The sequence below is a fragment of the Paenibacillus jilunlii genome, from assembly GCF_900102965.1.
In the GTDB taxonomy this organism is placed as follows: domain Bacteria; phylum Bacillota; class Bacilli; order Paenibacillales; family Paenibacillaceae; genus Paenibacillus_AQ; species Paenibacillus_AQ jilunlii.
Map to the genome: position 1 here is coordinate 111,087 of NZ_FNGM01000004.1, position 24,476 is coordinate 135,562.

Annotated in this window: 18 protein-coding genes; 12 read left to right on the plus strand and 6 right to left on the minus strand. The window is 52.0% G+C overall.

The genetic code is table 11. The features are described from left to right. The first annotated feature begins 60 nt into the window (after positions 1–60). From BLQ82_RS09935 to BLQ82_RS09945, 3 genes are all read left to right on the plus strand, one after another. Positions 61–5,340 carry an S-layer homology domain-containing protein gene (locus BLQ82_RS09935; RefSeq protein WP_062523892.1) on the plus strand — a complete coding sequence of 1,760 codons (5,280 nt, stop codon included), beginning with the start codon at positions 61–63 and terminating at the stop codon, positions 5,338–5,340. A 202-nt stretch (positions 5,341–5,542) separates the two neighbouring features. Further along, positions 5,543–6,388, plus strand: a complete 846-nt coding sequence (locus BLQ82_RS09940; RefSeq protein ID WP_062523893.1) for an SDR family oxidoreductase — start codon at positions 5,543–5,545, stop codon at positions 6,386–6,388. A gap of 127 nt (positions 6,389–6,515) precedes the next feature. Then, a complete protein-coding gene (locus BLQ82_RS09945) occupies positions 6,516–7,019 on the plus strand; it encodes a GNAT family N-acetyltransferase (RefSeq protein ID WP_039838207.1) in 504 nt (167 codons plus the stop codon). 43 nt (positions 7,020–7,062) lie between these two features. On the opposite strand, the gene BLQ82_RS09950 is transcribed toward BLQ82_RS09945, so the two are convergent. Next, on the minus strand, positions 7,063–7,407 hold the full coding sequence (locus BLQ82_RS09950) for a winged helix-turn-helix transcriptional regulator (RefSeq protein ID WP_062523894.1): 345 nt from the start codon (positions 7,405–7,407) through the stop codon (positions 7,063–7,065). A 78-nt stretch (positions 7,408–7,485) separates the two neighbouring features. On the opposite strand from BLQ82_RS09950, the gene BLQ82_RS09955 reads away from it, so the two are divergent. From BLQ82_RS09955 to BLQ82_RS09975, 5 genes are all read left to right on the plus strand, one after another. Then, complete coding sequence (locus tag BLQ82_RS09955; protein WP_062523895.1) at positions 7,486–7,746, plus strand: YqkE family protein; 261 nt, start codon at positions 7,486–7,488, stop codon at positions 7,744–7,746. A gap of 355 nt (positions 7,747–8,101) precedes the next feature. Beyond that, a complete protein-coding gene (locus BLQ82_RS09960) occupies positions 8,102–9,553 on the plus strand; it encodes an RtcB family protein (protein ID WP_074648106.1) in 1,452 nt (483 codons plus the stop codon). A gap of 2 nt (positions 9,554–9,555) precedes the next feature. Then, the gene (locus tag BLQ82_RS09965; RefSeq protein ID WP_062523897.1) at positions 9,556–10,842 is read left to right on the plus strand and encodes an ATP-binding protein; all 1,287 of its coding nucleotides are present in this window, start codon (positions 9,556–9,558) and stop codon (positions 10,840–10,842) included. Positions 10,843–11,502: 660 nt separating this feature from the next. After that, entirely contained in the window at positions 11,503–12,009 is a 507-nt protein-coding gene (locus BLQ82_RS09970; protein WP_062523898.1) for a metallophosphoesterase family protein, read from the plus strand. A 67-nt stretch (positions 12,010–12,076) separates the two neighbouring features. After that, complete coding sequence (locus BLQ82_RS09975; protein WP_062523899.1) at positions 12,077–12,790, plus strand: HAD family hydrolase; 714 nt, start codon at positions 12,077–12,079, stop codon at positions 12,788–12,790. Positions 12,791–12,933: 143 nt separating this feature from the next. Here BLQ82_RS09975 and BLQ82_RS09980 read toward each other — a convergent pair whose 3' ends face one another. Next, positions 12,934–14,043, minus strand: coding sequence for an FAD:protein FMN transferase (locus BLQ82_RS09980; RefSeq protein ID WP_062523900.1), 1,110 nt, complete (start codon positions 14,041–14,043; stop codon positions 12,934–12,936). A gap of 247 nt (positions 14,044–14,290) precedes the next feature. Between BLQ82_RS09980 and BLQ82_RS09985 the strand changes: the two genes are divergently transcribed. Together BLQ82_RS09985 and BLQ82_RS09990 are read left to right on the plus strand one after the other, a co-directional pair. Continuing rightward, entirely contained in the window at positions 14,291–14,863 is a 573-nt protein-coding gene (locus BLQ82_RS09985) for a TetR/AcrR family transcriptional regulator (protein WP_062523901.1), read from the plus strand. 102 nt (positions 14,864–14,965) lie between these two features. Beyond that, a complete protein-coding gene (locus BLQ82_RS09990; protein WP_074648108.1) occupies positions 14,966–17,059 on the plus strand; it encodes a YhgE/Pip domain-containing protein in 2,094 nt (697 codons plus the stop codon). A 941-nt stretch (positions 17,060–18,000) separates the two neighbouring features. Here the strand turns inward: BLQ82_RS09990 and BLQ82_RS09995 are convergent. Then, positions 18,001–18,933: a glycosyltransferase family 2 protein gene (locus tag BLQ82_RS09995; RefSeq protein WP_062523903.1), complete on the minus strand. Its 933-nt coding sequence runs from the start codon at positions 18,931–18,933 to the stop codon at positions 18,001–18,003. A 380-nt stretch (positions 18,934–19,313) separates the two neighbouring features. On the opposite strand from BLQ82_RS09995, the gene BLQ82_RS10000 reads away from it, so the two are divergent. Together BLQ82_RS10000 and BLQ82_RS10005 are read left to right on the plus strand one after the other, a co-directional pair. Next, a complete protein-coding gene (locus BLQ82_RS10000; protein WP_062523904.1) occupies positions 19,314–20,600 on the plus strand; it encodes a glycosyltransferase family 4 protein in 1,287 nt (428 codons plus the stop codon). 209 nt (positions 20,601–20,809) lie between these two features. Beyond that, entirely contained in the window at positions 20,810–21,532 is a 723-nt protein-coding gene (locus tag BLQ82_RS10005; protein ID WP_062523905.1) for a DsbA family oxidoreductase, read from the plus strand. Positions 21,533–21,674: 142 nt separating this feature from the next. Here BLQ82_RS10005 and BLQ82_RS10010 read toward each other — a convergent pair whose 3' ends face one another. From BLQ82_RS10010 to BLQ82_RS10020, 3 genes are all read right to left on the minus strand, one after another. After that, positions 21,675–23,255 (minus strand): oleate hydratase, encoded by a 1,581-nt coding sequence (locus BLQ82_RS10010; protein ID WP_062523906.1) that lies wholly within the window; start codon positions 23,253–23,255, stop codon positions 21,675–21,677. A gap of 184 nt (positions 23,256–23,439) precedes the next feature. Further along, positions 23,440–24,009 (minus strand): TetR-like C-terminal domain-containing protein, encoded by a 570-nt coding sequence (locus tag BLQ82_RS10015; protein WP_062523907.1) that lies wholly within the window; start codon positions 24,007–24,009, stop codon positions 23,440–23,442. A 60-nt stretch (positions 24,010–24,069) separates the two neighbouring features. Further along, the gene (locus tag BLQ82_RS10020; protein WP_062523908.1) at positions 24,070–24,465 is read right to left on the minus strand and encodes a hypothetical protein; all 396 of its coding nucleotides are present in this window, start codon (positions 24,463–24,465) and stop codon (positions 24,070–24,072) included. Between the last annotated feature and the right edge of the window lie 11 nt (positions 24,466–24,476).

The window sequence follows — 24,476 nt, forward strand, 5'->3', positions numbered from 1 at the left end:
GGATAGATTCTGGGTTTTAGGGCTGTATGGATGACTATCTTTGGTGTAAAGGAGACAATTATGTATTCAAAAAGGTTGAGAAGTGCAGTATCCATGGTATTGGTTTTCATTTTATCCTTTATGGGTGTGCTGGAGGTATCGGCTGCATCGCTGAAAGCGACGGTAGTAACCTCGGAGAAAATGCTGAACGGGACACAGAAGATCTCTGTCAACAGCGTGTTGGATGTAACCTATGGAGACTACAACAAGCTTAACGAAGTGAAGTTCTCTCTTATGAAGGACGGCAATGTATTGGCAACCCAAATCAAGCAAAAAGATCAGGGAGAACGCATATCTGCAGCGGATTCCGTATATTCGCTCAAGTACCCTGATATCTCATTTGAGGGACTTACCGCCGGCGAGGAGGTTGTGCTTCAGGCAGAATATCAAGGGGAGTCGGGGTTAATAGTTACTGACCCGCAGAGCATCAAGGTTCCTGCTGCCTCTGAAATCCAAATTGTCGTGGAACGGATGGCTAAGGATTCCGATACATACAACATTTCACCAACCGGAGAAGTCCGCAGCGATGATAAAAATATCAGGCTGACGATTTTAAGCAAAGGCGTGCCGCTCGCCAACGAAGCGATTTCGGTTGGAACTTATTCCTCTTACAACAATCTGACTACAGATGAGGCTGGACAGGTACAAATCATAGGAAACCCGAAAGTTTCGCTGACAAGTCCGGTGCTCTTTGTGTCCGTGCGTCAAGGAAAACCAGACTATGAGGCTACGCCTCTATATGTCAATAACCTGATGAAAGAAGGTACATACACAGCGGCTATCCGTTACCTTGATGGGAATGGAAAACTGATTCAGCAGAAATCGGACAATACTTCCCTGCCGAGTGGGGTAAGCCAATCCTTTGGCACTTCAGGGCTGGATGTGCTGGTGCTCAAAACAGGTGAAATTTCGGGCACTTATCCGGCGCTGATCAGATCCGTAGAAAACGAAGTTTACATGTTCCAGACAAGCCAGACTGCATTGTATTCAGCCGCCGACGGGGCTCGTCTGGAGATTGTCCAGGACAGCAGCGAATACAGCCGCTTGGGCTTTGAGTATTCATGGGAAGGGGCACCTGTTGAGATTGAGTCCTTCTCCATTGTTCCCAACAATCAGTACAAACAAGTCAATTTATCCAATCCGTTTCAGAACATAGCTTCAAGTTCATTATATGTGAAGAAAGATGTGGAATATGATATTACAGCAGTTGCGGGTATCCCCGGAACAAACAGCAAAGTTGTACTGAGAAACCAGGTCAAACCTGCCGAAGACCAGTTCACCGTACAATATGCAGCCAAAGCTGCGGACTTCAGCGCCCTGAAGGTTCAGGTTCCGGAGCGCGGACAAGGGCTGGGAGATCTATTTATTTCCTATTTGAATAATAAATTCAATCACAATGAGCTTAGCTTGAAGGTTCAGGCTGCTGATTCAACCCTGTATGTACGGAAAGGTGAAGAAATTCACCGTTTAACTACCACCGTTTCCGGCGCAGCCAAGAACAGCAGCTACAATGATGAAATCGTGCTGAATTCCTTTTTTACCCCGACGGATAATGAGTATGCATTCAAGGGAGGAAGCAAGTACACGTCTCAAGTCACTCTGAAGGTCCTTAGTTCCGACTACTATGACCAAGACGAGGTCCGCAATCAAATTGTTTTGGGTGAGAACCTGCAGTTGCGAGTGGATATGAGGGACGAGTACAATAACGCGATAGATCTGACAAGTGAGTACACCATACAAATTCTGGATGCTTCTGGAGCAATCGTTGAAGACAACGGACTCAGCTGGACATCTGAAGAAGAAGACGGCAAGCTGATGCGTATCAGCCAGCGGCAATGGAAGCCTGCGAAGTCCGGCGATTACACCATTCAATTTCTGCCGCATCACTACGTAAGCGGTACCGGGTACGTTAAGGGCGCAGTGATTGCCGAAGCAGCCCTCAAGGTTCTGCCGAAGCAGGAGCTTGAAGTCGAAATCCGTGATAAGTCCGGAAATTTGGTGGACCTGGTGAATAAGCCTTATATAACCTTAGACCAGGCTGAGAAGGTAACCGTTACTGTACGCGAGCATGTTACAGGCGGGCTTGGAAAAGTTCTGCCAGGTGTAAAGGTGACCCGGTACGGTGAAGACATCGGAGTAACAGATGAGCAGGGCCAACTGATTCTACCGGCAAGACTGGGTACGTATTTCGGCGAATTCTTTTTTAAGAAAACGGATTATTTATCCAGAACGGAATCTGTTGCCGTTATCGATCCGAAGATTCAAGCGGTAGTCCGGGTCCGGGGATTGGACAAGGCTGAAGGTGCTTATGACGGCGGAGTTCCGCTGGACTATGCTTACGTTCAAGCCGTAATTAAAAAGAGTGATGACAGCTATACCCGGCAGTCGAAGTTCATCGGCACCGGGGGCGAGCAGACATTTCTGGTTGTAGAATCGCCATCGACGGTCGGAGTAGATTTCATGCGCTATAACCGCAGCCATCTGGGTGTGGAATCTAAATACGGTTACTACATGTATGGTTCCATTCATACCGAGCCGGGTAAGGATTATTCCTTGCTGCTTGATGCAAGAGAACCGCTGCAGGCAGTCAGCAAAGTCAACCTGACTAAATATATAGAGGAATTATCAGTAATCCGCAAGGATTTGCCCGGGGTCGATTATGTGCCTTATGTCATGGACAGCAATACCAGTGAAGATAATTATTTTTATGCCACAGAAGGAACTTATAGCGCTCTTGCCCATACCAAGGGAGACATCTTTATTTACCGCGATGATGTTGCTGTAAATGCAGGAGATAATATATGGGATTATAATGACAGTGCCGCCGGATTAGCGACGCTGCTTGCCCCGGACTCGGGAAGCATTTACGGTGTAGAGTACATTACACCAGCCCGGTCGCAATTAAGAGGCTACTCCTACGATGCCAGACAGATCCAGTTGACTCCGGGGGAAGTCATCGTTAAGGTGGACCAATTGGTCGGCAGTCTTGAATATCAGTTCAATATTCATTTTGCAGCGGGAGCACTGAAAGCAGGAACTATATCGGAACTTGCGCCGGGAGCTATCGCCGGATTGGATATCTTTGGGCTGCAGAACGGCAAGCTGGTTCGCACCTCCGGCAATGAACAGCTGCAAATCGGATTAGTCGATACCGCAGGAAACCAGATTGGACAACTTAGTAAACCCCGGATTCTGGTTACAGACTATGGATCATCCCGGGGATATAAACTTCTGTATCCTGAAGCGGCTTCTTATGAGATCCAGGATGAGGCCGGATTGAAACTGTACGAAGCAACTTCTACCGGCTACCCAATTAGCGTAAATAGAATTTTCCCGAACGGGACCTACGTGCTTAAAGCTTCGGTAACAATTGAAGGACAAACCTATAGTTTGGATAAGAAATTTGTTTTGGACACAGCTGCGGGAACCGTTATCGATCCTGGTGTGCCTGTTCCGGGCGGAAACGGCGGCAGCGGGGGAACAGATCCGGGGAACGGCAGCAATCCCGATAATGGCAGTGGTAATGGTAATGGTAATGGTAATGGTAATGGTAATGGTAATGGTAATGGTAATGGCAGTGGCAACGGTAACGGCGGTGTAACAGCACCTGTAACCACAACGCCGGTAAATGTGAATGTAAATGAACAGAATACAAAGCTTCAGGATTTGGTAAAAAATTCAAGCGGGACACAGGCAGAACGGGCAGCTGCGGCGCAGAAAGCGCTGGGCAGCATTGCCGAATCCCTGAAGGCCGGGGCCACAGCCCAAGAAGCGGAACAGAACAGCAAGAGTATGTCTCAAGCCTTGGACAGTGCGGCCCAATTGCTGGCAAGCATTCAAGATCCTGCAGAGAAGCAAAAGATTGTCAGTTCAATCAATACATTAATAGACAGCGCATCATATGTATTGAACAAGCTGGACACTGCTGACAAAGCGCTTGCCTTTGCACAGACGCTCATACAGAATGCGGCAGCAGTTATGAATAACACACAGGGTGTAGCGGCAGCAGAGATCGAGCAATTGAAACAAGGCATCCTGTCATCGAGCCAGGCGGCCCTGAACAAAGCCGGCGAAGTTACGATCTCTAAGGAGCATGTGACTCTGGAAGGGAACACAGTCTCATCGCAATTGACGGAAGAACTCGTCAGCAAGCAGATTGAATCCTCCAAAAAGGCTTTGTCTGCTGTATCAGAGCAGCTTACTGCCAAACTGGGAGCAGGCCTGGCCAGTGAACTTAAGGTTTCCCTGACCGTTGAGGTCCCGGCGATGGGCGCTGGTGTGAACAAGCTGAATACTTCCCTGCCTTCGGAGATTCTGAAGGTGCTTCAAGACAATGATGTGGATGGTCTCAAGCTCCAGATGGGGACAACGGCATTCACTATTGAACCGGATACATTCGGCAAGGTAGAAGCGGGACAGAAAATAACCCTGGCGGCTGAGGTCGTGGAGAATGCTGTGATTGGCAAGCCGAGTCAGGCAGAACCATTGGCTACCCTGCCGGTGATGGAATTCAGCGCAAGGGTAGGAGATAAGGCGGTCAAGAATTTTGAGAAGCCAATTAACGTGACCTTTGATGTCTCTGCAATGGATACATCCAAATACCCGGCAGAGAACCTTGAGCATCTCACAGTGTATGTGCTCAATGAAACCAGCCTGACCTGGGAAGCCGTTGGCGGTAAATATGATCCGGTTACACAAACAGTGAGTGCGCTCAGAGGGCACTTCAGCCGTTATACTGTAATGATCGGAACAGCCGCGTTTAAGGATGTAGCAGACAATCATTGGGCTAAAAAAGAGATCAATTACCTGTTAACCAAGGGTATTCTGGAACAGACGGCGGAGTTTAATCCTTCGGGCAAGGTAACCCGTGCACAGTTTGCCAACTGGATTTCCAGAGCCTATGGTTTGGATGGCAGCGGGCTGACCCTGCCATTCAAAGACGTCGCGGCCGGAAGCGCCGGCTATAATGGAGTGGCCGCTGCGTATGAAGCCGGAATTATTACAGGCAAATCTGCTTCGGCTTTTGACCCCGGGGCTACAATCAGCCGTCAGGAGATTGCCACGATGCTGGCACGCGCCCTTACTCTCTATAACGGGGCGAAGACAGTTGCCGATCCCGGAGCAGTGAACGCCGCTTATACCGATGGCGGTAAAATTGCCAAGTGGGCAGCAGCAGGCGTTGCACTGGCCAAACGCACCGATCTCTTCAAAGGTTTTGAAGACGGGACTTTCCGTCCGGCACAAACGGCAACCAAAGCGGAAGCCGCCGCATTGATTTACAGACTTTATCAACTGAAATAAAGTGAACAGTCTGTGTTAAACCCTTAAAAAGGCTGGCCTGTACGCAGATTCTGAGTCTGCGCAGGGCCAGTCTTTTTGTGTCCGGTAAGAGCGGCTTTTCTTCATCCCCTGATATGATGTAACATAATCATAAACATGTGCTTTTGAAAAGGCCGGGCCAGGCAGACGCCGGCGGGTTCAGTGTGAAGAGAGGGGAATGCTCATGGTAGGGAAGACAGTACTGGTGACCGGAGGCAACTCCGGGATGGGGCTGGCGACAACCATTGAAATGGCCCGCCGGGGAGCAGAGGTTATTATGGCCTGCCGCAGCCGTAAGCGGGGAGAAGAGGCACTGGCGGAAGCCAAGCGGCAGAGCGGGTCGGACAACATCAGGCTGATGCTGTGCGATCTGGCCTCCTTCGATAGTGTGCGCGCTTTTGCAGAGGAATTTACAGGCGGTTATCCAGTGCTTGATGTCCTGATCAATAATGCGGGCGTCGTTGCGCTCAAAAGACAGCTCACCGCAGACGGATACGAGCTGGATTTCGGCGTGAATCATCTGGGTCATTTTCTGCTGGCGAATCTGCTGCTGGAGCGGCTGATTGCGGCTGAACAGGGGCGGATTGTAGTGGTTGCCTCCGGTGCCTACAAGATCGTCAAGCTCCATCTGGAGGATCACACGCTCTCCCGCGGCTATAATCCGGCGAAGGCTTACGCCCGCTCCAAGCTGGCGAATATTCTGTTCACACGGGAGCTGGCTGCACAGTTGCGGGGAACACAAGTCACGGTGAACGCGGTGCATCCGGGCGCGGTTGGCACTAGCATCGGGGTGAACCGCGATACAGGTTTTGGCCGTTCACTCCTGAAGCTGCTGTCCCACTTCTTCCTGACACCGGAGCAGGGGGTGGACACGGCCATTTGGCTGGCCACAGCGCCGGAGCTGCGGGGAGTGACTGGACAGTACTATTACCGGCGGAAAATCCAGGAGCTGTCCCCCAGAGCGCGGGACGCTGCAGCAGCGGCACAACTGTGGCAGTGGAGCGTAGAACACACCGGGCTGCAGCTATAACCGTATGACGGCGGAATAAGCAGAATATGTTGAATACGCTGAATACGCTGAATACGCTGAATACGCAAATATATCTGCCCTTGGAGCACCGTTTGAAATTCATATATTTGCAGGAGGAATGGATGGAATGACAGCGCAGAATTACAGCATTGAAGATGCGGCAGCCGGAGATTTGGCGGCGATCGTGGATATTTATAACTCGACGGTTGCAGGCAGGATGGTGACTGCCGATCTTGAGCCGGTGAGCGTCGCGGACAGAGAGAAGTGGTTTCAGGAGCATAACAGTCATCACAGGCCGCTCTGGGTGCTGAAAAAAGACGGAGAAATCGCCGCCTGGTTCAGCTTCCAGTCTTTTTACGGCCGTCCGGCTTATAACGGAACTGCGGAGATCAGTGTCTATGTAAATGAAAAATTCCGCGGCACAGGGGCAGGAAGCCTGCTGCTGGCCAAAGCTCTGGAGGAGTGCCCCCGCCTTGGTCTGCAGAATCTGGTCGGCTTTGTGTTTGGCCACAATGAGCCAAGCCTGTCGCTGCTGCGGAAATTTGGTTTTGAAGAGTGGGGCCTGCTGCCGGGCGTTGCCGAGATGGATGGCGTTCTGCGTGATCTGGTGATAATCGGCCGCAAGCTGTAATCCATTGGAATGCGCTTCCGGCGTCAACGGCGCTTCACGGTGTTTATTGCGGTTGGATGGGTTCAGGCTGGCACTCTTCGGCGGTAATCCATGAATCCGACCACTGCTGCAGGTCACGGATCACAGATTCCAGTGCGCGCCCCTTATCCGTCAGAGAATATTGAATGCGGACGGGTGTCTCCGGGAATACCTCACGGAGGACAATCCCCTCCTGCTCAAGTTCCTTGAGCCGTTCGGAGAGCAGTCTGCCGCTGACCGGCAGGGCGGCTTCGATGACGCTGAACCGCTGCGGTCCCTGGAGAAGCTGGTAGATGATTAAGCCCGTCCAACGTCTGCCGATGATATCCATGCTTTTTTGTAACCGTGGACACAAATCTGTAGATTTCATAAGGCTCACCTCTTACTGTACATTATAAACGAAAAGACCTGTGACTAAAACAACGAAAGACCCGAAAGGATGATCAATATGGCTAAGAAGAAAAAAACAATCCCAACCCCGCGTCCTGTGGCTTCGGATGCCCCAGCAACCCTGAAGGATCTGCTGAGCAGTGATGTACTGGATAAGCTGAAGGCGCAATCGGACGCGCTGAAGGCTGAAGAGAACGAGAAGAAAGAGGCTGCCAGAAAGGCTGTAGAAGACCAGCGGAAGGCGGAGCAGAAACGTTTGGAGAACGATTTTGCCCATTTGCTGGAGAACAGCAGCCAGGATTGGCACAAATTTAAATAATCACGTTTCCAATAAAAGGGTTGACATGGAGCAGAACTGGCGTTTATTATTGGTTTTATCAAATTGAAGGGAGGCCGATGAGCTATGATTGGAAATACACAGCTTACAACCGCATATGGAAGATCTGATCTCATCGGCCCCGTCCGGGCAACATGATGTGCATCGGCCTGGCCTGCTGAGTTAGTGCGGTCCGGGTCCGCATAGCATGTGTTATTGACCTTAACCGGGTGAAATGTACGGAATCTCTGCGAAGAGCCGTGGATCAGAAGGATGATCTGCGGTTCTTTTTTGCGTACCCACTTTATGCTTGCAATACATTTATAGCTTACACTTTGAAGGGAATTGAACTACTATTATGAATTTTAATGAACAGCAAGCGGGCGGCTATGTCCCCCGATATAAGCATGAGCTTGCCCTGCCGGGCGGCGATCTGAAGGTGTACGCCAGTGAGCAGTTGTTTGCCGCACTGGATTACAAGGTGCTGGAGATGGCGAACAACAATCTGCAAATCCCAAATATCGAATATATGAGCTACACCCCCGATGTGCATGTAGGCGTCGGAACCTGCATCGGCACTACGGCGGTATGGGATGCCACTGACGGCTATGTGTCCCCATCCATTGTGGGCAGCGATATCGGCTGCGGCATGCGCGTGCATTTGACTACGCTGCATAAAGATGATCTGCGGGAAGTGAAGCTGCGCCGGAAGCTGGTGCGCGCTATAGAGAAATATTTGCCGATGGAGCAGCAGCAGCGGGGGACTTACAGTGATATCCGCCTCGAGAACATCGTCCGCAAGGGGCTGCACGGACTGCCGAACAAGTATGTGCCGGACAGCTATACCCCCAAGAAGTCGAGTGCATTGTCGCATGTCGAAATCAGCAAGCTTAATTTTGATGAAGAGATTCTCAATGAGCTGCCGGAGATGGCCTGGCACCGGGGGCACCGCCAGCTTGGAACACTGGGCGGCGGCAATCACTTTGTGGAGATCCAGGCGATTGAAATTGAGGAAGAGCAGCGTGAACTGGCTGAAGCCTGGGGACTGCGGGACGGGCAGATTGCGGTAATGATCCACTCCGGCTCCCGGGCCTGGGGAGGCATGGTCAATCAGTTCTGCACCCCGGCCTTCGCCAAGGTGATGGGCCAGCTGGGACTGGGCAGCGCCGATCCGCGCCTGATCTATGCTCCGCTTGCGCATCCGCAGGCCCAGCGCTACGTCAACCTGATGTACTCGGCGCTGAATTATGCGGTGGTGAACCGCCACCTCATCGCCTATGCAGTCCGCGAAGGGTTCCGCGATGTGTTCGGACCGAAATGCGAGCTGCGGACCCTCTATGACTTGATGCACAACTATGCCTGGCAGGAGCAGACGGTTGCCGGGACCAAATTCGTGCACCGCAAAGGGGCCACCCGGGCACTGCCGGCCGGGCATCCGGATAATCCCCGGCCTTATGCCGCTACCGGACATCCGGCGCTGATCCCTGGCTCTATGGGTACCGCCTCTTATATCATGGTCGGCCAGCCCGGAGGGGAAGAGAATTATTATTCCATCTGCCATGGCGCCGGCCGCATCCGCTCACGTTCGGCCACGAAGCGGCTGGTATCGGTCAATGATTTTTCGAAGTCGCTGAGGGTTGGCCAAGAGGATGAGATTGTCGTCAATCAGCATTCCCTCGAATCTATCATTGACGAATCGCCTCAAGCCTATAAGAATGTAGATGAGATCATAGCAAGCGTTACGGGCGCCGGACTGGCTGCTGTCGTGGCCAAATGCAAGCCGCTCGCAGCGATAAAGGGGACCAAGTAACAATGGAGAAAGAGAACAAGACACATACTGTAATCTACAAATACGACGAAAATACCACAGGCATGATCAAGGGCTACGATGCCTATGCACGCTTGGTGGATGGAATTCTTGAGGCTTTGCACAGCCGGTATGGCGTCCGCTACGAGCTGTATGCCAGTGACGATCCGAACAGTGAATACTGGAAGCTGCTGGAGAATGATGTGCAAAGCGGGCATCCCGGTGTGGAGCATGTGGCGCGGATTTTCGACCGTCTGGAGGACCGGACGTTTGTGTATGACGATGATAAGGAGCAGCCGGAATACAGCATTCACCTGTCGATCCGCAATAACGTGCTGGCTTATCCCGACATGGGCGTGGCCCTGGCGCGGGTTCCTGTATTTCAAGAGAACGGAATCAATTTTCAGGACTATGTGTTTGCCGCCTCCGACGGGCAGCTGCAGGGCTTTCTCGGCAATGTGCGCAAGCGGCAGCGGGAGCAGAATATCAATAAGGTGACGGTGTTCACCGACAGACGCAATGGTATCTTCCGTGAGGATGAGCCGATAACACGTTCGGTTGGACGCGAGGCTGTCGTGCTGGAGGCAGGGATCAAAAAAGAAATATACCGCTCGCTCGACCAATTCTTCGATTCGGACCGCAGCTTTTATGTTACCTATGACATTCCCTACAAAAGAGGGATTCTGCTCTACGGCCACCCCGGCAACGGCAAGACCACACTGGTCAAATCGATCGCCGGGAGTGTGCCCGGTCCGGTGGTCTATTGGCAGATTACTGAATACACGAGCAGTGAATCGGTGAATGAGGTATTCGAGGCCGCCGCCCGGCTGGCGCCGATGGTGCTGGTGATCGAGGATATCGATTCCATGCCGCAGGAGGTCAGATCCTTTTTTCTGAATACGCTGGACGGGGCTACCTCCAAGGAAGGGATTTTTCTGATCGGAACGACCAACTATCCGGAGAAAATAGACCCCGGCCTCATGAACCGCGCAGGACGCTTCGACCGTGCGTACGAAATCAAGATGCCGGACGAGGAGCTGCGGCTGGAGTATCTGAAGCTGCGCGGCTTCACGGCTTTTGCTGGTGAAGAGGGCGTTGCCCTCGCCGCGCGTCTGACGGCGGATTTCTCCCTGACCCAGCTCGGCGAGCTGTACGTCAGCGCCGCGCTCGAATGGCATGAGAACGGGCGGGCCGATGTGGAGGCACTTGTCCGCGGAATGCGCGGCGAGCTGGACAAAGGGCGCAAGCGGGAATGGATGAAGGACGCTTCTTCGACCATTGGATTTTACTAAGCGGCAATGATCTAATACTATCATGCATGTGATGGGAGCCTGTGGGCTCCTTTTTTATTGTTAGGAAATTTCTATTTATTACATTTATGTAATATAATGTTCATGGAGTTGGGGATAGGTAGATGTGAATTTAGGATCTCACCCGGTAGGGTGGTAATCAGCCGGATTCGATAAACTTTTTCCAACCCTTGCTGGCGAAGAGCAGGTGAACAACCGCTAGTTGGAAAAAGGGAACTTATTTCCCCTCCAAATCAGCGAATAGAAGAACGAAGTGGAAAAAGGAAACTTAATTGGGTGATTTTACTCACTCCGGGGCGAAATGAGCTGAATTAGTGATCCTTTTTCCAACTTAGTCTGCGGAGATCCGTGTGCTGGGGCCAATTAGTGATCCTTTTTCCACTTGGAATTGCCGCTGGATTCATGAAGGCTCCTCCAGGCAAACGCTAAAAGTTAAGTTATCTTGATCGGAGAGGTACGGTTGTGGAATTGGCAGGAGAGGGGAATGAATAAGTGAAAATAGGAGACGGGATAGCCCGGAATGTTCACGCACAGCCGCGTATACTTGCTTCTGCCCCCTGCAGATCGTACAATTATCTGAAAATTAGTATTCGCAAAGCTGCGGTAGAGGTTCGCGATTATACAGATTAGGAGTTGAAGCAAATGAAGGTAGGAGTGGTATCGGATACGCATCTCTCAAGCAGGGCCAAAGGGCTGCCCTCCGTGCTTATGGAGGCATTCAGCAAGGTGGATATGATTCTGCATCTGGGTGATTGGGTCTCGCTGGAGATCTATGATCTGCTGGCAGAGCTGGCCCCTGTGGAGGGGATTGCCGGCAATAACGACGGGGCCGAGATTATCCGGCGGCTGGGAGAGCGCAAGATCGTTACGCTGGAAGGCGTGCGGATCGGGATGATTCATGGACACGCGCCACATTCCCGCAAGGGAACCGACGGCAACGCGCTGCTTGCTTTTGAAGGCGAGGAGGTGGACTGCATCCTGTTTGGCCATTCCCATCAGCCGCTGCTGCGGCAGGAGGGGGATATTCTGCTGTTCAATCCCGGCTCACCTACAGATAAGCGGCGGGAGAAGCAATACTCGTTCGGTCTCCTGGATATTAAGGAGGGCAAGATCAGCGCACGCCATATTTTCTACGATTCCAGGGAATAGGGGCAGACCTCAAGTTCAGTTTTTTATTATCATTTGTTTTTTGGAAAAGAAAGTTAGGTGCGTTAATGTGGATAACAGCAATGATAAGCTAGCTATATTTTTTGATCTGGATGATACGCTGTACGACCATCTGATCCCTTTCCGGGAAGCGGTGCGCGAGGTGCTGAGGCCGGATGAGGGCCATTTGAATTATGCGGATCTCTTCTACAAGGTAAGGCATCACAGTGATCTGCTCTGGCCGAAGTACCTCAGCGGGGAGCTTGAGCTTGAAGAAACGCGGGTACGGCGGCTGGAGCTGGCTTTTGCGGAATATGGCCTGGAGCTAAGCCGGGAGCAGGCGGCCAGGGTTCAGGCAGCATACATCGGCCGCCAGTACAGCATTGAGATGATCGAAGGGGCCGCTGAACAGCTTCAGCGTTTTATTTCTCTGGGACATAAGGTGGGGATCATTACGAACGGCCCGCAGGACCATCAGATGAGCAAGCTGCGCGGACTGGGCGTCGACAGGCTGATCCCTGAAGAGATGATTTTTATCTCGGATGCGGTTGGACTGGCCAAGCCGGACCCGGCAATCTTTGCCCACGTGAACCGGGTGACCGGGACAACGGCCGGGCAGTCGCTCTACGTAGGGGATACCTGGGACAATGATGTGGTCGGAGCGCTTGAGGCAGGCTGGAAGGTGTGCTGGTACAATCCACGGGGCAGACAGCCGGGAACGGAGCATAAGCCGAGCTACATCTTCACCAGCTACCGTGAATTCAGCGGGCTTCCTTTAATTTAAAAATATGGGGTGTACTCTCCAGATCTTTATTAACGCAGAGCAGCGATTCTCCAATACGAGGAGAATCGCTGCTCTTTTGACGTTTTAAATTTTTGAGAAGATAGAGGGCCTGTCCCTCTGCAGATGATCACAGAAGCAGCTGTTTAGTTGGCAAACGTATATGTCGGGTCAGTGAGCTGCAGTCTTTTTTTCAAATCGGAAGTTGCATAGATCTTGTTGTCGTCCGTGATAAAGAAGGCGTCCACCTTCTCCGGCAGCGATTCAAGATATTTCATGCCATCCTCCAGGCCCATAAGGAACACTCCGGTAGACAGGGCATCCGCATCGGTTGCGTTGGGGCTCATAATGGTGATGCTTTTCAGCCCATTCTGGGAAGGGAACCCTGTGCGCGGGTCAAGAATGTGGTGATAACGTACACCGTCCTGCATGAAGAACCGTTCGTACACACCGGAGGCATCAATCACCTCATCCGAAATTTTGATTGTTCCCAGCTGGGTGCCGCGGCTTTGATCCGGGTCCTGCAGGCCGATGTTCCAGGGCGATCCGTTAGGCTTGTTCCCAAGCGCAATAATGCTGCTGCCTCCAAGGTTGATCATTGCGCTGTCGAGCCCCTGCTCTTTCAAATAATCGGCAATGCGGTCGGCTGCATACCCCTTGCCGATCCCGCCCATATCCAGCACCATGCCTTCTTTGGCCAGCTTGACGGTCTTCGCCGCCTCATCCACAATAACATCCTTATAATTGGTCAATGCCTTGGCTTTGTCGATCTCCGCCTGAGGAGGAACCGATTCTCCGCCGTTGCCGATATTCCACAGATCCACAAGCGGGCCGATTGTCGGATCGAACAGCCCGTCCATTTCCTCGGCGTATTTCAGCGACTGCTTAACAATATCCAGTGTTTCATCGGAGACGGCAACGGCCTCTTTCCCGGCAGCCTTATTCACCGCATACAACTCTCCGTCTTCCTTGGTGCGGCTGAACTCTTTATCCATGCGCTCCAGCATCTGCTGGATGTCATCCATATTTTTCTGCTCGGCCTTGTCGCCGAAAACTTTGATATTCACGACGGTATCATAAATATAAAACGTCTGCTCCAGGGACTTCGTTCCGCCATCTGTGGAGATCTTGGCACCGCCGGCGGTCTCTTCCGGACTGCTGTTCTTGTCCTTGTTGCTGCCGCAGGCTGTGACTGACAGAGCGATGATAATGACGACAACGACGAGGAGAAGTGTCGATTTTTTGTTCTTGAGCATGTTCCACCATCCATAAAGTTAGTTTCTTGATCACATCCTTACTATAATACCCCAGATCAGCAGGCAATGGATACTTATTTCAAGACATTTTGGGCATAAGATAATAAGTGGGATTCAGCTAGGGGCAGAAATTTACTTAAAATTGTTGTCATATCGGCGCAGACATGTTAAATTGATTGATGACCGACTGACCAAAAATAAAATTTAGTCAATTATTGCCTGATTAGGAAGGAAAGGAGCTTGAGCCATGTCCATCGACCGCAAAGCATTAATTCTGCAGGCGGCGACCAAATCCTTTGTACAGTTTGGCTATAAAGCCACGACTATGGATCAAGTGTCCAAAATCGCGAATGTAGGCAAAGGCACGATTTATACCTTTTTCAAAACAAAAGAAGAATTATTCGAAGAAATTCTGGACAAGGCCTCCCAGGAGCTGACCTCGGTCATGAACCGTTTGGCGGCGGAGGACAACACTTTTATCCAGAAGCTGTTCAATCTGCTCGACTCCATTCTGGAATTCCGCTCCGATCATGAGCTGTTCGTCAAGCTGGCTCAGGAAGTGCGCGATATCGGTACGGTGCAGGCGCTTGAAGGAGTTAAACGGATGGAGGAATATGCACTGGATTTCCTGCGGCGGCAGATTGAGCAGGCAATGGAGCGCGGGGAAGTGAAGCCTTGTGATGCCAGCGTGGCAGCGTTTATGATTTTCCGGCTATACTTGGCTTTGACCACGGAATGGAACAAGGAGCATGAGCCACTGGACAAAAACCGGATCAAGGAGCATATGATTCTGTTTATTTCAAATGGCATACTGGTCTAAAAGCCCAGCCACACAGCCTGCAAGGGCTATTTTTTTCCGATTATTATGATTGATTATGAAAATTTTCACGAATTTACAAACAAGAGATAGAAGGTGCCGGCGATGAAAGCTATTACTGTATTTCTGAAGGATATGAAAATACTATTGACCAAGCCCATGCTTGTGCTCACTTTACTGGGTGTTGCGGCGTTGCCGATGCTGTACAGCAGCTTTTTGGTGGATGCCTCCTGGGACCCTTACGGCAATACAAGCAAGCTCCCTGTTGCTGTTGTTAACCTGGATAAGGGAGCTGTCTATGAAGGCAAATCCATGGAAGTGGGGAAGGATTTTGTGGATGAGCTGAAGGACAACGACGACTTCAAGTGGAATTTCGTTAATGCGGCCGAAGCCGAGGATGGCATGGCCCATAACCGCTATTATATGACCATTACGATTCCCGCCAACTTTTCCGAAAATGCGACAACACTGACTGAGGAGCATCCGGTTCAGGCTGAGATTGTGTTCGAGCCGAACAGTGACTATAACTTTGTCGCCGGGCAAATCGGCAACAGTGCGATGAGCAAGCTGAAGGCGAAGCTGTCCACCCAGATTACAGCGGCTTATACCCGCAGCATGTTCGAGCAGGTGGACACGATCTCGGATGGCCTTGGAGATGCAGGCGAAGGTGCAACTAAGCTCAAGGATGGAGCAGGCAAGCTGCAGGGCGGGTTGTCCACGCTGAAGACCAACCTGAACAAGCTGGCCAGCGGCACAACCGAGCTGCAAAGCGGATTGAAGCTGCTGTATAATGGCGCGGGCAGCCTGAAGCAGGGCACAGGTACACTTACGCAGGGAACGACAGACCTGGCCAGCGGATTAAGCCAGCTGGTCAAGGCTGAGCAGCAGCTTCAGGCGGGTGCTGTGAAGTCGCAGAAAGGCGCGGCAGAGCTGAACGAAGGGCTGCTGGCCTCGATGACGGGCAGCAGCCAGCTGAAGGAGGGACTGACCGCGTCTGAAGCGGCCAGCAGCCAGCTTGCCGCCGGTGCGGACCAGGTGGCCAAAGGGCTGGAGCAGATGATGGTGGCAACGCCCGGCCTGCAGGAGAACGAGCAGTTCCAGCAGCTGCTTGCTGCAAGCCGGCAGGTTGCCGCAGGCAGCCAGCAGCTGCACACCGGACAGGAGCAGCTGCTGGCCGGCAGTACGAAGCTGGACGCAGGACAGCAGCAGTTGGCTGCAGGCGCCAAGCAGCTAAGCGACGGCGGCTCCCAGCTGGCCACAGGGCTGCAGACCTTCGGCCAGAAGCTGAATCAGGCCAGCGCAGGCGGCAGCAAGTTGGCTGCCGGGGCTGCGGCGCTGAACACAGGCGCCGTCCAGCTGGGGCAAGGGCTGACCCAGCTTGCGGGGGGCGTAGACGGCCTCTCTGAAGGCGCGGTCAAGCTGAAGGATGGCGCAGGAGAGCTCAAGGACGGCGCGGGCAAGCTGGCCAGCGGAAGCGGCGAACTGGCGGCGAAGCTGACCGACGCCGCGGCGGACACTTCCAGCGTGAAATCCGGGGATGACACGGTGAACATGTTCGCCGAGCCCGTGAAGCTCACAGAGAAGACGGATCATAAGCTGGATCACTATGGACTGGGAATCGCACCGTATTTCTTGTCGCTTGCCCTGTTCGTGGGAGCGTTGGTGTTCAGTACTGTATTCTCACTGCGCGATTCAAATGTTCCGGGCGCTTCGCCGATGGGCAGATTCCTGAGCCGGACACTTACCTTCGTGATGGTCAGCGTCCTTCAATCGCTTCTTGCCGATGTGGTCTTGTTATATGGCCTGAAGCTGGAGGTTCAGAGTGCACCACTCTTCTTCCTGTTCACGCTGATCGTCAGCTTCAGCTTCACGATGATTGTTCAGGCACTGGTTACGTGGCTGGATAATCCGGGACGCTTCCTGGCGATTGTACTGATGATCTTCCAGTTGACTTCAAGCGCCGGCACCTTCCCGCTGGAGATGCTGCCAGGCTGGATGCAGAAGGTCAATCCTTGGCTGCCGATGACGCACAGCATCGTCGGCTACAAGGCCATCATCGGCAGCGGAGACTACGCATTGATGAGAGAGCAAATTGTCTACTTGCTGATCTACGCCGTGATCTTCCTGGCGCTCACCTTCCTGTACTTTGCACGCCAGAACAAGCGCACTGCAGCACCTTCTAAAGAGCTTGCGGTCTAGGGCAACCCTTGGTGAAGTAAGGATATGTGAAGGGTCAGATTCTCTGGAGGGCTGAGCGAAAGATCAGGATGCAGCAGGATTCCGCTCCTGATGCGGAGCTGAGCGAAAGTTCAGGCATACTGCAAGACTTTGCCTCTAGGGGCCGAGATGATCGAAAGATCAGGCATACAATAAGAGTTCCCCCTGATGCGGAGCTGAACAAACGTCAGACATATTACGGAAACTCCCGCTCCTGAGGGGAAGGTTACTGAAAGGCTAGCTTTTCAGTCCTTCCTAAGGGGAACGGGAGTTTTTTATTTTTTATTCTTGTTGTTCAGGAAATTATGATGTTTCTTCTATATGTAGATACAGCGCGTAAAAGTTAGCCTCAAGCTGCAGAAGGATATAATCGTTCAGGAGCTGTAAATTCTACTTAATCGCGAGGGGCCATGGATTCAGAAGGCGGGGAAGGAAGGAGGAAAAAAGGGCGCAAGAAAGCAAGAAATGTAAGAAAGGAAGTAAGAGGCAAGTAAGAAAGTGAGAAAGTAAGAAAGGAAGGAAGTAAGGAAGTAAGGAAGGAAGGAAGGAAGGAAGGAAGGAAGGAAGGAAGGAGGAAGGAAGTAGTCTCCAGGGGTTGCAGGTAGGCGAGGGAAGTGAAGTGGAATTAGTCCACTTAAATCAGCGAAAAAGCTTTCTGCTGAGGGAATAGTGGGAAAAAGTAAAGTTAATTTAGGCGGAATTTCCTGAGTTCCAGGGAATCGGCAGAATTAGTTATCCTTTTTCCATCCTATACCTCTGTAAAAGGGGGAGGAGGGAGATTTAAGTTTACTTTTTCTACTTGGCTTGCTCCCGGGTAGCCAAAAACTTAAATTCCAAACAGCTAGGCTATCCAATGAAGGATAGCCTAGCAGGTCCAAGCCTAGCAGGTCCAAGCCTAGCTGATTCATGCAGCCGGTTCGTGCCTAGTCCAGCATATACTCTCGGTACTTGTTCTTGCGGGGGTTCAGTACGAAGAGAATGCCGCTGAGGTAGCCTGAAACGGCATTGAAGTTGCGCTTCAATGTCGATTTGCCGGTTAGATACGTCAGCGTCCACAGCAGGGCGGCGTAATTTTTCACCGGGGCTTTGCGCAGATTCAGCAGATAATAATGGTTGACGGCAGTCGCCCGCGCGACCCGGCCCGCCTTGTCGCGGGAGCTTGGTGACTCGTGGTGGGTAATCTTCATATCCGGATTGATCACCAGCTTGCCGTATTTGCTGGCCAGATGGCACATGTAAATATCGTCAGCTACTGCATAGCTGGTCATCCAGGGATAAGGCTTCATGTCCTTCAGCGCCGAAGCACGGAATGACATATTGCAGCCATGGAAAAAATCCGTTTCAAAGGTATCCTCTGTCTCTCCCCAAAGGAGCAGGGAGCCTGCAAGTGTGCTGGCAGACAATCGGCCTGGCGAAGCCGACATCTGGCAGGTCAGCATACCGAGCAGCTTGCCGGATCTGCTGCTGGACATGCCTTTGGCTATGCCTCCGACCCCGACGATTGACTTGTCCGCCGCGTAGGTATCCAGCATCCGGCGGATGTACAGCGGATCATCCAGTTCGGCGTCGTCGTCGAAGCTGAGCAGAATGTCTCCATCGATCAGTCCCAGCGCCTCATACCGGGAGAGCCAGACACCGGGCTTGGTTTTGCGGTAATAACGCAGCTCCGCCTGAGGCATCCGGTTCAGCACTTTGCGGAAATACTCCAGCACCTGCTCCTCAATATCACCATCGTCTACAATCAGCAGCTCAATCGAGACATCCTCAAGATCGGTCTGCCTGCCGATAGATTCAATGCACAGCGTAAGATCTTTGATCCGGTTGCGCGTGGGAATTACGATAGACACATCATGCATGCCGCTGACTCCTTCCGGGACGCCTTCGGCGTCCGCTTTACCATAATATAATGCACCGAAACTTCTCGTTGCTCTAAGTGTACCCCCCTTCAGGTAGGACGTATATACCACTTTCGTTTACTTTTTTTTATAGCGTTTGCGATTATAATAATTAGGAAATTAGTTGCAGGTGATTTTGAGTAATACGAACTAGTGGACAAAGCTTAGGTATATGCTTCCGGTGCCGGTTTTGCGAAATGGGTTCAGTGCTTCCGGTGCCAGTTTTGCGAAGTGGATCTAGGAGACTTAGGCTATCAAAACTTAAGTGTACGCTTCCGAAGCCAGTTTTTACGCAGCAGATGCAGGGAGTAAATGCTAAAAAACTTTAAGGAGGAGACGTTATGCATGTCGGGATCTTTATGCATACTAATTACTTTGAAGATTTCTTCGTAAAGGGTCTGGGTCTCAGTGAAGAGGAATATGTAAGTTCGTATCATAACGATTTTTCTTTCGACTATGCGCGTCTCTTACATACCAAAGGCATCCGCACCACCATCTACAATTTCACCCGGGTTGGCGATGAGGTCCGCACTTATCAGCATGGTATTGTGGATTGCACCATTAAATTCATTCCTGTGGGCAGACTCTATAAGTCGTATTGCCTGATCCCGCTCTCCCACCGGACACCCATCGGCAAATTTATCTCTCAATATATCTCCACGATTCAGAAGGATCTGGCCGGAATTCTGCGCGGGGACGGGATCAGCCTGATTTATGCCCAGGAATATGCATCCGGACGTTTTGAACGGCTGGCTTCAACGGCCAAGGAGCTGAACATTCCCATCATTGCCGCATATCACGGAGGCAGCATACATAAATGGATATTGCCTATTAAGAAGCATACGCTGCACAAAGCTTCCTTTTTGACAACGCTTAATCAGGATGAGCAGAACAGCATGGTAAGCCACTTCCCGCATCTCGCAGAACGGATACGGCTGCTGCCCAATTTTGTGAATTCAGCGATTTTTTATAAGCGGGACAAGGAGCAGGCGCTGGCGGCGCTTGGGCTGGACCCGAAGAATAGGTATTTGATCACGGTGGGCCGTTTGTTCGAATATCAGAAGGGCCATTCCCTGCTGGTTCAAGCTGTGGAGCAGCTCAGGCATATTCCGGACCTGAAGGTACTGATCGCTGGCGGAGGGCCGGATGAGCAGAGCCTAAGGGCGCTGATCAAGGAAAAGAATCTGGAGGACCGCATTATTCTCCTCGGCACGATCCGCAACAAGGATATTCTGGCCAGCTACTACAGTATATCCGAGCTGTTCGTGCTGCCCTCCCGGTATGAAGGGCTGCCGCTGGTCATCCTGGAAGCCGGCGCCTGTGGACTGCCAACGGTTGCTTTTAATGTGATGGGGGTGCGCGGGCTGGTGCAGCATGGGGTAAACGGGCTGCTCGCCGAAGGGCTGGAGCCGTCCGCGCTGGCGGCTTCACTGGATACATTGCTCGGAAATCCGGAGCTGCGCGCGGAGATGGGGGAAGCTGCCCTGCAGATCGTCCGCTCCGACTACTCAGAGGAGATCATCGGGGCGCGGCTGTACAATCTGCTGCAGGAAAGCTTAGGTGTTGACCCTTCGGCGGCCCATACTGGCGGTGACAGCTTCGCTCCGGAGCTGAGTACTCCTGTGTAAACCGTTCATGCAGATAGTCGTGTCATGTGTGTAACCGGATGATCGGTCAACCGCGCTCTGCGCTCCGTAACTAGATTGTGGAGCAGGGCGCTTGTTTGCGTTTTATTGGGAAAAGGCCTTACAAATGAAAGCTACTTGTAATTTTCTATTTTTAACTATACAATTGTAAGTAAACTAAATTTAGTTACTAAGATTCAGGAGGAATCCCCATGAGAATAGATATATGGTCCGATAATGCCTGTCCATTCTGTTATATCGGCAAAAGACGGCTGGAGCACGCGCTGAGCCAGTTTGAAGGACAAGACAAGGTAGAAGTGGTCTTCCGCAGCTTCCAGCTCGATCCGAACGCACCGGTGCAGGCCACCCAGGATGTGTATGATATGCTGGCTGCCAAATACGGTATGACCCGTGAGAAAGCGATAGCCACGAACGCTCAACTGGCAGAGCAAGCCAAAGGCGTTGGTCTGGAGTTCAACTTTGATACCGTGCAGAATACGAACACTTTTGACAGCCACCGCCTGGCCCACTATGCTGCCGCCAAAGGCAAAGGTGCTGAGATGTCCGAGCGGCTGCTGGGTGCTTATTTTACCGATGGGCACAACCTGGCGGACCATGAGGAGCTGGCTTCCCTGGCAGCCGAGGTTGGACTCGATGAAGCAGAAGCTGCGGCGATGCTGAAAACAGACGCTTACGCGGATGCTGTTAAAGCCGATATTGCGGAAGGACAGCGGCTGAATATCACGGGCGTACCGTTCTTCGTTTTCAATAATAAATATGCCGTATCGGGCGCTCAGCCGGGTCCTGTATTCTCCGAGGTGCTGGATACGGTCTGGGCTGAAGAGAAGAATACACCTGAGCTTCAGGTGATCGGACAACCTCAGTCCAAAGCCCCGGATGCCGAAGGCTGCGATGACGGCTCCTGCAGCATCTGAGGGGCAGATGCCCGGCCTTGGGCAGCCTGCCCGGCCCCTTGGCTGATTGGCGCAGCCTGAATGCAGCACACCAAAGCCCCCTGCCGGACGGCAGGGGGCTTTTTCAAATGCGAATGTTACATTGGAGTCTGAAGCAGCACAATTATCTGAATGAAGTCACAAAGCTTGAGAACAACGTCCGCACATCATATTGATACTGGTTGATCGGCTCCACAGGGCGGTTCACACCCATCAGCGTGTATACGGCAATTCTGGCTGCACGGACGGAATATTCCTCGGTGAACACGACATCATCCGGGATTTCGCAGAATTGGCTGATAAAAGCCAGGTTGGTGGAGCCTTCGGGAACCACCTTAGGCCGGTCGCTGTTCAGTCTCGGCATGAACTGGGCGGTAATGTATGGCATCATACAAGGGATACAGTTAGCGGTAGCCATGATCTCTTCCTTATGCGCTTCGAAATGAAGGTGGCCGATCAGCTCCTGCATAATTTCTTCCCCGGTACAGTCGCACATTCTTTTCTTCACGAAGTCGCCGACTTTGTCCGGGTACAGCCCGTAACCCCAGAAAACCTTGACATGCTCCGGCTGATTGCGGAAATGCGGCTGGAAGGCCAGCACCACAGACATGAACCAGCTGGAATCCTTGAAGGTTACGAGCGCGCCTGTACCGGCCCGGTTGCGTGTGAATTTTTCCATAAGATCAAAGAAGACCGAGTCCTGGAACGTTACGGTGAAGGATTCCCACTTCGAGCCGTCTACATGATCGTCAAAGGAGGAAGGATTGCCCAGACCCGGTTTTTTGGCGGCAATATTCTCCCACAGCTTCCAGGAGCTGCCCTTGCCGTTCAGGCGCGGAGCGGTTGTCATGGAACCGAGGCTGGAGCCTTCGGTCATGGAGCCGTTCGTAACGATCACACGGTCCCCTTCAGCAATCTCAATGACATCGGGAACGCCCTGCCGCAGCACATGCATCTTCGTAACCGTAATGCCGTCGCCGTCTTTGAAATCCAGATCGGTGACGGTGCATTTCAGAGTGAAGTCTACGCCGAAAGGCTCCAGATACTTGTGCAGCGGCAGAATAATCGAATCATATTGGTTATAAGGGGTACGGGTAACCCCCTCAAGTGTTTGAATGCGCGGAAATTCATGCATAAAGCGGAGCATATATCTTTTGAATTCAACCGCACTGTGCCAAGGCTGGAAGGCAAACGTCGTTGCCCACATATACCAGAAATTCGTCTGGAAAAAGTGCGGAGCGAACCAGTCGTTGATCCGTGCTTTGCCCATTTTGTCCTCAGGCGTGATAATCAGCTTGCCCATGGCCAGACGGTCGGCCATATCGAAGCCCATCGACAGCACATCTTCGACTTCACCGTTCTTATTGATCAGGCGGGCATTGGCATGTGTGGGATTAGCGTCATCGAAGGCGGTAATTTCCTCCCGCACCGATTGCCCCGGATGGTCGATTGAAGGAATGGTGCTCAGCAGCTCCCACAGGTTCTCGTAGGCTTCATCGTTCAGCATCCGGCCGCCCCGGATGACATAGCCTTGTTCCCCGCTGCCCGCGCCGTCATTGCTGCCGCCGAGGATCTTCATCTCTTCAATAATGTGAATGTTCTGTCCGGGAAAGTCACAGTCTCTGACGAGATAGGCTGCACCTGCAAGGGATGCAATGCCGCCGCCGACAAAATAAACCTGGCTGTTACCGTACTCTTTTTTCACTGTGTGTCGCCTCCATAGGGTTGCTGTTTGATGTTGCTGTCCCTAATGTAAACCAAGGCTGCCGCACAGGGTATGGCCAATAATCTGCGAGTGTATGAATTTTGGTCACTTGGAGCAAAGTGTAAGGTTTTCCGACAACTATTGAAGGGCGGAGAAGCGAAAAAAGCCGCCGGACCGGAAACGGTCACGACAGCTTTTTCTCGTATTGATGCAGCGCTTTCGTAAAATTCCCTTCAATCAGCACACTGAGCTTACCGATCATCACCTTCGGATCATCCTTCATGCCGCCGCGCATCCACTGGATCACAAGGCCCGTAAAGGCCAGCGTATAAAAATTGGCGATAAACCGCTTATCCTCAACGTCAACCTCCATCTCACCCGCAAGCTCCTCAATCACACCCATAATCAGATCGTTCGTCACATCATACAGATATGCATCCAGATGCGTTCTGCCCAGGGAGTCCAGCGTATTGCAGCAGAAGGCCTTGTTGGCTTCGATGTAGCAAAAAATCCGGTAAAACCCGTCCGTCCATGTATTATAGCTGCGATACTGGGCGATGCTCTCCACGGCTTCCGTCTGGTAAATCCAGCCGAGCAGCCCAAAAATATCCTGAAAATGATAATAGAACGTCTGACGGTTGAGACCGCAATCGTCCACCAGATGCTTGACGGAGATTTTGTTCAGCGGAACATGCTCCATCAGGGTCTTCAGGGAATGGGCGAGTGCTTTTTTGGTCAAAAGGGAATTGGACACGGGTATCCACCTCCTTATGTGATGCTGGTGATATATTGAATTGATGCAGCGTATTTGGTTCTAAGGCTTGCGCCGATGTCTGATCAGCCAAAAGATTCCCTCTGCGAGCAGCCCGGCCGCAAATCCGCCCAGTGCAAACATTACAAACATAAGAAAACCCGCAAGATCCTCCCAGCCGGACATTTCCCGGTGCGTATAGACCATCATAAGCCCCAGCCCGGCTACAATGCCTGCTGTAGTGATCACCCAGACCAGCCGTGCGCCCAGCCAGCCAAAGCCGTTCACAACTATAGATGCACCAAGTGCAAGAGCGGCATACCTCGCAAGAAGGAGGGGGCTGAAATCATTGTCCAGCAAGACAAAACGGTTCAGCATCAGCAGCAGCCAGAGAACAAGCGCATACACAGGAATCCAGAGGGACCAGCGTTTGCTTTTGGCGGTTGGCAGGAAGTCCATGAACTCTTCAC